General features: G+C 72.4%; 8 protein-coding genes. 1 reads left to right on the top strand and 7 read right to left on the bottom strand.

Going from position 1 to position 7,498, the window contains the following annotated elements; translation table 11 throughout:
* On the bottom strand, window positions 1-631 hold a 631-nt coding region (locus B100_RS0122205), incomplete at its 3' end, for an AraC-like ligand-binding domain-containing protein (protein WP_024886607.1).
* A 270-nt stretch (window positions 632-901) separates the two neighbouring features.
* Between B100_RS0122205 and B100_RS0122200 the strand changes: the two genes are divergently transcribed.
* Complete coding sequence (locus B100_RS0122200) at window positions 902-1,399, top strand: peptidoglycan-binding domain-containing protein (protein ID WP_024886606.1); 498 nt, start codon at window positions 902-904, stop codon at window positions 1,397-1,399.
* Window positions 1,400-1,500: 101 nt separating this feature from the next.
* On the opposite strand, the gene mscL is transcribed toward B100_RS0122200, so the two are convergent.
* From mscL to B100_RS0122170, 6 genes are all read right to left on the bottom strand, one after another.
* Window positions 1,501-1,992 (bottom strand): large conductance mechanosensitive channel protein MscL, encoded by a 492-nt coding sequence (mscL, locus tag B100_RS0122195; RefSeq protein WP_024886605.1) that lies wholly within the window; start codon window positions 1,990-1,992, stop codon window positions 1,501-1,503.
* 138 nt (window positions 1,993-2,130) lie between these two features.
* Complete coding sequence (locus tag B100_RS0122190; protein WP_486585677.1) at window positions 2,131-2,742, bottom strand: hypothetical protein; 612 nt, start codon at window positions 2,740-2,742, stop codon at window positions 2,131-2,133.
* Window positions 2,743-2,929: 187 nt separating this feature from the next.
* Window positions 2,930-3,763 carry an S-methyl-5'-thioadenosine phosphorylase gene (locus B100_RS0122185; protein WP_037723258.1) on the bottom strand — a complete coding sequence of 278 codons (834 nt, stop codon included), beginning with the start codon at window positions 3,761-3,763 and terminating at the stop codon, window positions 2,930-2,932.
* A 230-nt stretch (window positions 3,764-3,993) separates the two neighbouring features.
* Window positions 3,994-4,341: an FmdB family zinc ribbon protein gene (locus B100_RS35785; RefSeq protein ID WP_024886602.1), complete on the bottom strand. Its 348-nt coding sequence runs from the start codon at window positions 4,339-4,341 to the stop codon at window positions 3,994-3,996.
* A 67-nt stretch (window positions 4,342-4,408) separates the two neighbouring features.
* Window positions 4,409-5,701, bottom strand: coding sequence for an MFS transporter (locus B100_RS0122175; protein WP_024886601.1), 1,293 nt, complete (start codon window positions 5,699-5,701; stop codon window positions 4,409-4,411).
* A gap of 225 nt (window positions 5,702-5,926) precedes the next feature.
* Window positions 5,927-7,474, bottom strand: coding sequence for a potassium/proton antiporter (locus B100_RS0122170; protein WP_106967056.1), 1,548 nt, complete (start codon window positions 7,472-7,474; stop codon window positions 5,927-5,929).
* Between the last annotated feature and the right edge of the window lie 24 nt (window positions 7,475-7,498).

Genomic DNA, 7,498 nt, shown 5'->3' with positions numbered 1-7,498 from the left:
CCTCCATCGGCTCGCGGGCCCGGTCCGTCTCACCGCGCTGGGAGGTCAGGACGGCACGAAGGAGTTCGACGCTCGGTTCGACGACGGCCTCGGCGGGCGTGCCCTGGTGCAGCGCGTCGTCCGTCGCGAGCCGGGAGAAGTAGTCGAAGGCGATACGGGCGACGGGGTTGCCGGGTCCCAGGGCGAGTGCGCCGGTGTCCCGCAGCAGCCGGTCGGGCAGCGCGAGCGCCGAACGCGGGAAGCGCAGGAAGTGGTGGTCCACCCCCTCCTCGAAGAGGAGTGTGTACGGTGCGATCGACTCGTAGACGGCGAACTCGCCCGGCCTCAGCAGGCATTCACGGCCTCTTTGCGCCACCAGGCTGGTGCCCGAGACCTGGAGACCGAGGAAGACGGCAGGCTCCTCGTCGTCCCGCCGGGCCTGTGGAGCCGTGCGGCGGATGGTGACCGCGGTCGCCCGCGCCGAACAGGTCCGCAGCGGGCCGACAGTGCTCAGCCCGATGCGCACGGACATGTCCTCGGCCGGCGGCCCGTGGTCGATGTCGACCGCCACCACGCCTTCCCACACCGCGTGCCGGACCACTTCCTCCCGGTCACGCGGCGGCACGAAGGCCGTGTCCAGAACAGGGCTCATGCCGCCGGCCCCCACCCGCTCCGATGACGCGAACGACCCTGCACGACCGCGGTCCGTACTCTCATCCGCCCCCCTGATACACGCGGCTCGCGACACCGACCCGAAGGGGGCACCCTCCCGCAGCGGTGCCGGTGTCCCGAGCCGTGCACGACCGACGAAGTCTCCTGCACGGACGACACAGTCCGCCGCCCGTCGCGGATTAAGTTTCATGCCCGAGCCAGCAACTGAGACGACGTCACCTACCAGGAAGGTTGCATCGTGCAAGGAGAAATGACGGGACGCCGTACCCGGTTCGGCGTGCTGGGGGCCGCGGTGCTCTTCCTCGCCGCCGGCCTGACGGCCAGCCCGGTGATGACCGCGCCGGCCCACGCCGCCTACGGCCCGTGCAACACGATGGTCAAGCGCACCGACGGCGTGGCCGTCTACAACTACTACCGGGTGCCCGCGCGCACCGGTAACGGCCTGAACTGCTACATGCAGTGGCAGACGGGCAGCGAGAACGCGGTGAAGGCGTTGCAGCGGGCCATTCTGCGCTGCTACGGAAGCACTCCCGCCGCCGAGCGCATCCGCTCCAGTGGAGGGGTGGACGGTTCGTACGGCAACGGCACGGTGGCAGCCGTCCGGTGGCTCCAGGCCAATCGTCTCGGCGTGAGCGCCGACGGCGTCTACGGGCCGGCGACCCGCGCGGCGATGAAGTGGCCGGACTACTGGCGTGATCCCTCCGACGGGACCATCGAATTCATCGACTGCTACAACCCGCCCTTCTGACCGCCCGCCACGGCCGTCCGCCTCGGGGGACGGCCCACCACGGCGGCCGGCTGTCGGCCGATGGCCGGCCGCCGGCCGGCCGGGCAAGGCCACGAGGCCCGTCAACGCCCGGTGTCGTCCTTCCCCATGCCACCGTCGCCCTGCGCGCGCTGGGCCACCAGGGCGTCGCGGATCTCCTTGAGTACCTCCAGCTCGGTGATCTCGACGACCTCGCGGGTGCCCTCCTTCGCCTTCCGCCGGGCCTCCACGCGGGCCAGGTACTTCGCCATGGGCAGCACCATCAGGAAGTAGACGACGGCCGCGGTGATCAGGAACTGCAGCGTCGCGCCGAGCACCGAGCCCCACAGGATCCGCACGCCGGTCGCCGCGTCCCCGGTGCCCTCGCAGGGGCCCTTCAGGCAGGACGTGTAGCTGTCGAGGTCCTGGGTGCCGAAGGCGCCCACCAGCGGGTTGATGATCCCTTCCACGACCGAGTTGACGATGTTGGTGAAGGCGGCACCGATGACGACCGCCACCGCCAGATCGACCACGTTGCCGCGCATCAGGAAGGCTTTGAAGCCCTGCAAGAGGCTCGTCTTCTCCTGGTCGCTCACTGCGGGGCCTCATTTCTTGTCCATCGGCTGCGGAAGAAAGCGCTCCGCAACTTACGGGACGACCGTGGCGACCTGTCCAATCGTGTCGAAAGGCGGGACGGGACTCCACGCCCGCGCCGGTGTCCGTCGCCGCCCCCCTCACCACAGGGTCACCGCCAGCCGGGCCGTGGCGCTCGCGCCGGCCAGGTCGGCCGCCGTGCCGCGCGGCACCGACAGCACGACCAGCGCTCCGCCGTCGCCGTCCACCGGCTGCGGCACCTCGGTCACCTTGGCGCCGCGCGCCACCACCCGGGCCGCACCGCCGGACGCCGTCTCCCCGGCAGCGATCACGTCCACCCGGTCGCCGGGCCGCAGCAACCTGACCGTGGCCGCGTCGGCGATCCGCACCGGGGCCGTGACCGTCGTGCCCGCGCGCGGGGGCCGTGCGGGACGGTCGCCGTCGGACGCCACGGGCGCTCCGGCCGCCGGGGCACCCGGGGGGTGGCCGCGGGACCGGTCGGTGTCCCGGGGGCCCGCCGCCACGAGGGCCGCCGCCGTCACCGCGAGCCCGACCGCCACCGCCCGCCTGCGGTGCCGTACCAGCCGGCCCGCGAGGAGCAGGGAGCCGCGCACCCGCACCGGGGCGAAGTGCGGCACCCCGCAGGGTGCCGGCACGTCCACGCCGGGCGGGCGTGGGACGACGGGGGAGGGGGAGAAGGGGGACGGCGCGAAGGCGGGCGAGGGGAAGGGAGAGGGGGAGCGACGGGACACGGGATCACCACCTGGGACGAGGACCGGTTTGCGACTCCCACGATGAAGCCCCCGGCGGAATCCCGCCGGGGGCTGTGGAAGCGTCCTGCCCTGTGGAAAACCGGGCCACCCGAACGAGGGCCTCCGCCCATCCGCCCCCGCTCCCTCTACTGCTACAGCTACCTCCGCAACCGTGCCCCGCCCCGCCTTACGGCAGTTCGAACCCCGGGTCCATCCCGCCCAGCGCCGACGCGCACAGGCAGTCCCGGTCCTCCGTCGCCGGCAGCGCGGCCACCGCGTCGAAGAGCACCCCGCGCAGCCGGTCCACGTTGGCCGCGAAGACCCGCAGCACCTCGTCGTGGGAAACGCCCTCCCCCGTCTCGGCGCCGGCGTCGAGGTCGGTGACCAGCGTCATCGAGGTGTAGCAGAGCTCCAGTTCACGGGCGAGGGCCGCCTCGGGGTGACCTGTCATGCCCACCACGGACCAGCCCTGCGCCTGGTGCCACAGCGACTCGGCGCGGGTGGAGAAGCGCGGGCCCTCGACGACGACCAGCGTGCCGCCGTCCACCGCCTCCCAGTCCCGGCCGCGTGCCGCCTTCAGCGCGGACGCCCGCCCGGTGGGGCAGTAGGGGTCGGCCAGGGACACGTGGACCACGTTCGGAACCTTGCCGTCGGGCTGCGGCAGTCCGTCGAAGTAGGTATGGGCGCGTGACTTCGTGCGGTCCACGAGCTGGTCCGGCACCAGCAGCGTGCCCGGGCCGTACTCGGGGCGCAGCCCGCCCACCGCGCACGGGCCGAGGACCTGGCGCACGCCGACCGAGCGGAGCGCCCACAGGTTGGCGCGGTAGTTGATCCGGTGCGGGGGCAGGTGGTGGCCGCGCCCGTGCCGGGGCAGGAAGGCGACCCGCCGGCCGGCCACCTCGCCGAGGAAGAGGGAGTCACTGGGCGCCCCGTAGGGGGTGTCGACCTGCACCTCGGTCACGTCGTCGAGGAAGGAGTAGAAGCCGGAGCCGCCGATCACACCGATGTCGGCCTTCGCCATGTTCGCCATGCCCCGACCCTAGCCGCACCGGGAATGCCGAGGACCCTGTCGTCGGGGGACGACAGGGTCCTGTAAGGCATCAAGGGGCCGAGGCCCGGGAGCGCGCCCGCCGCACAGAGGCACCGCCGCCGTAACGCCGGACCCGCACCCACGCACCGTGAGGCCCACGGAAACGCAGAACCCGGTGGGACGGAAGCCCGGCAGGGGACGGAAAACCCGGCGGGACCGCCCTACGCAGCCGTCGTGCTCGTGGAGCTGCCCGACGACCCGGACGACGACGCGCTCGAACCGGACGACGTGCTCGAACCGGACGACGTGCTCGACCCGGAGTCCGAGGACGAGGAGCTGGACGACGAGGACCCGGAGGTCTTCGACGACGCCGGGGACGAGCTCGACGAGGATCCGCGGCTGTCGTTGCGGTAGAAACCGGAGCCCTTGAAGACGATGCCGACCGCGGAGAACACCTTCTTCAGGCGGCCCTGGCAGTTGGGGCACTCGGTCAGGGCGTCGTCGGTGAACTTCTGCACCGCCTCGAGGCCCTCGCCGCACTCGGTGCACTGGTACTGGTAGGTCGGCACTGTCTTCCTCCTGGCACTCTCACTCAATGAGTGCTAACGACGGTCCATAGTGACGCATTCCGTGGGCCTAGTCCACTGCGACGGGCTCGCGGTGACTCATGCCACGTGCGACCGTACGCCCCCGTGAACCGCCCGTGAGCCGCGAGCGCAGGGCCAGCAGCGTCGCGAAGGCCAGCAGGGTGCCGGTCATCGGCACCAGGAATCCGGCACCGTCCCACAAGCGGTCCTCGAGCTGTCCGGCGACCGTGACGGCGGCGGCCTGACCGAGCGCGACGGCGCCCGTCAGCCAGGTGAACGCCTCGGTGCGGGCCCCGGCCGGGACCAGGCTCTCCACCAGCGTGTAACCGGTGATCAGCGCCGGCGCGATGCACATGCCGACCAGCAGGCCCAGCGCGGCCAGCGGCAGCGCCGAATGGGCCGTCCACAGGGCGGACGCGGCGAGCGCCAGAGCGGCGTAGGCGACGATCAGGCGGCGCTGCGGGGAGACCTTCCAGGCGATAGCGCCGCAGGCGATGCCGGCGAGCATGTTGCCCGCGGCGAAGACGCCGTAGAGGACGCCGTTCAGGCCCGGTTCACCGATGGACTCGGTGAACGCGGCCAGCGAGACCTGCATGCCGCCGAAGACGGAGCCGATGCCGAGGAACGTCACGATCAGCACCCGCAGCCCGGGTACGCGCAGGGCGGACGCGGTCCGTACGCGCGCGCGGCCGTCGCCGGTCGCGGCGACCGGCGGCTGGGTGCCCTTCTGCGCGGCGAACAGCAGGCCGCCGATCAGGGTGAGCGCGGCCTCGGTGACGAGTCCGGCGGCCGGGTCGACCGTCGTGCACAGGGCCGTCGCCAGCAGCGGGCCGACGACGAAGGTGAACTCGTCGGTGACGGACTCGAAGGCCGCCGCGGTCGCCATCAGCGGGGAGCCCTTGAGGCGGACGCCCCAGCGGGCGCGCACCATGGGCCCGACCTGCGGCACCGAGGCGCCGGTGGGTACGGCGGCGGCGAACAGCGCCCACAGGGGGGCGTGCTGGAGGGCCAGGGCGGTGAGGGTGAGTCCGGCCGCCGTGTGCACCAGGACGCCGGGCATCAGGACGGCGCGCTGCCCGTGGCGGTCGGCGAGCCGGCCGGTCCAGGGGGCGAACAGCGCCATCGAGACGCCGGTGACGGCCGCGACGGCGCCGGCCGCGCCGTAGGAGCCGGTGGTGTGCTGGACGAGCAGCACGATGGAGAGGGTGAGCATGGCGAACGGCTGGCGTGCCGCGAAGCCGGGGAGCAGGAACGTCCACGCGCCGCGCGTGCGCAGCAGTCGGCCGTATCCCGGTCGGGGAGTGGCCGCCGAGTCCTTCGACGTGGTGACCGTGGATGCCACGGCCCGTGCCTTTCCGCCACCTGGTAGCGCCCCGCGCGAAGTCGCACGGGCACGCCGAGAGCTGTCCTCTTGCGCTGACTGCGGTAGATACCGGCGCCACAGCTCAGGGCGCCCGGCCGCCATACGGTCGCGCCAGCTCTGCGTCAGGCAGAGTTGGTTCGATCTGGGGTCGCTTCATGATACAGGGGGCGGGCCGTGCCTACGCCTGTGAAAGTGAGCACCTTCTCAGTGTCCGGCCTGCGATCCGTCGGTGCCCAGCCAGCCGGCCAGCTTGCCGCCCCGGGCGACCGCGCGTAGCCGCCGCTCCGTCGCGTCCCGTACCGGGTCGGTGGCGACGACGAGGAGTTCGTCCCCGCGGCGCAGCATCGTCTGCGGCAGCGGCACGAAGGACGTGTCGTCGCGCACGACGAGGGTGACGGCGGATCCGGTCGGCAGCCGCAGTTCCCCGACCTCGACGCCGTGCATCCTCGACCCGGCGGGCACGGTGACCGACAGCAGGTGTCCGCGCAGCCGCTCCAGGGGCGCCGACTCGACGCCGAGGTCGGCGGCGCCGGAGTCCCCGAGCCTGAGCACGCGGGCCAGCCAGGGCAGCGTCGGGCCCTGGACGAGGGTGTAGACGACGACCAGCAGGAAGACGATGTTGAAGATCCGCTCGCTGGCCTCGACGCCCTGCACCATCGGGATGGTCGCCAGGACGATGGGCACGGCGCCGCGCAGCCCCGCCCAGGACATCAGCGTCTGCTCCTGCCAGGGCACCCGGAACGGCGTCAGGCACATGATCACGCTGAGCGGGCGGGCCACCATGGTGAGCACCATTCCGACCACCAGCGCGGGCACGATGTCGTCGCCGAGTTCGTGCGGGGTGACCAGCAGGCCGAGCAGCACGAACATGCCGATCTGGGCGAGCCAGCCGAGTCCTTCGGCGAAGCCGCGGGTGGCGGGCCAGTGCGGCAGCTTGGCGTTGCCGAGCAGCACGGAGGCGAGGTAGACGGCGAGGAACCCGCTGCCGTGGGCGAGGGCGCCGGCCGCGTAGGCGGTCACCGCGATGGCCATGACGGCGATCGGGTAGAGGCCGGAGGCGGGCAGCGCCACGTGCCGCAGGCCCAAGGCACCGAGCCAGCCGACGGCGAGACCGATGGCGGCGCCGATGGCCAGCTCCAGGACTATCTCGCCGATCAGTACGTACCAGTGCTCCACCGGACCGGCCGTGGAGAAGGCCACCACCAGGATGACGACGGGGGCGTCGTTGAAGCCGGACTCCGCTTCGAGGGTGCCCCGCACCCGTGACGGCAGCGGCACCCTCCGCAGCACCGAGAAGACGGCCGCGGCGTCCGTCGAGGACACCACCGCGCCGATGATCAGCGCCTGCCGCCACTCCAGCCCGATCAGCAGGTGCGCCGCCGTCGCGGTCACCCCGACGCTCACCGCGACGCCGGCCAGCGCGAGCGCGGAGGCGGCGGGCAGCACCGGTCTGATCTCGGTCCACTTCGTCCCCAGACCGCCCTCGGCGAGGATCACGACCAGGGCCGCGTACCCGATGACCTGGGTCAGTTCGGCGTTGTCGAACTGGACGTCACCGATGCCGTCCTGTCCGATGGCGATGCCGATGCCCAGGTAGACGAGCAGGCTGGGGAGCCCGCTGCGCGAGGAGATCCGCACCGCCGCGACGGCGACGAGCAGGACGATCGCACAGACGAGCAGGAGCTGGTTGAGGTGGTGGACAGTCAGCGGCGTTCCCTTCCCCGACTCAGGCGCACCCGCGCGTGAGCTCATGTCCACCGCGGGCGATGCGACCGC

The organism is Streptomyces sp. CNH189 (assembly GCF_000527195.1).
This window is presented reverse-complemented; position numbering and strand designations above follow the sequence as displayed.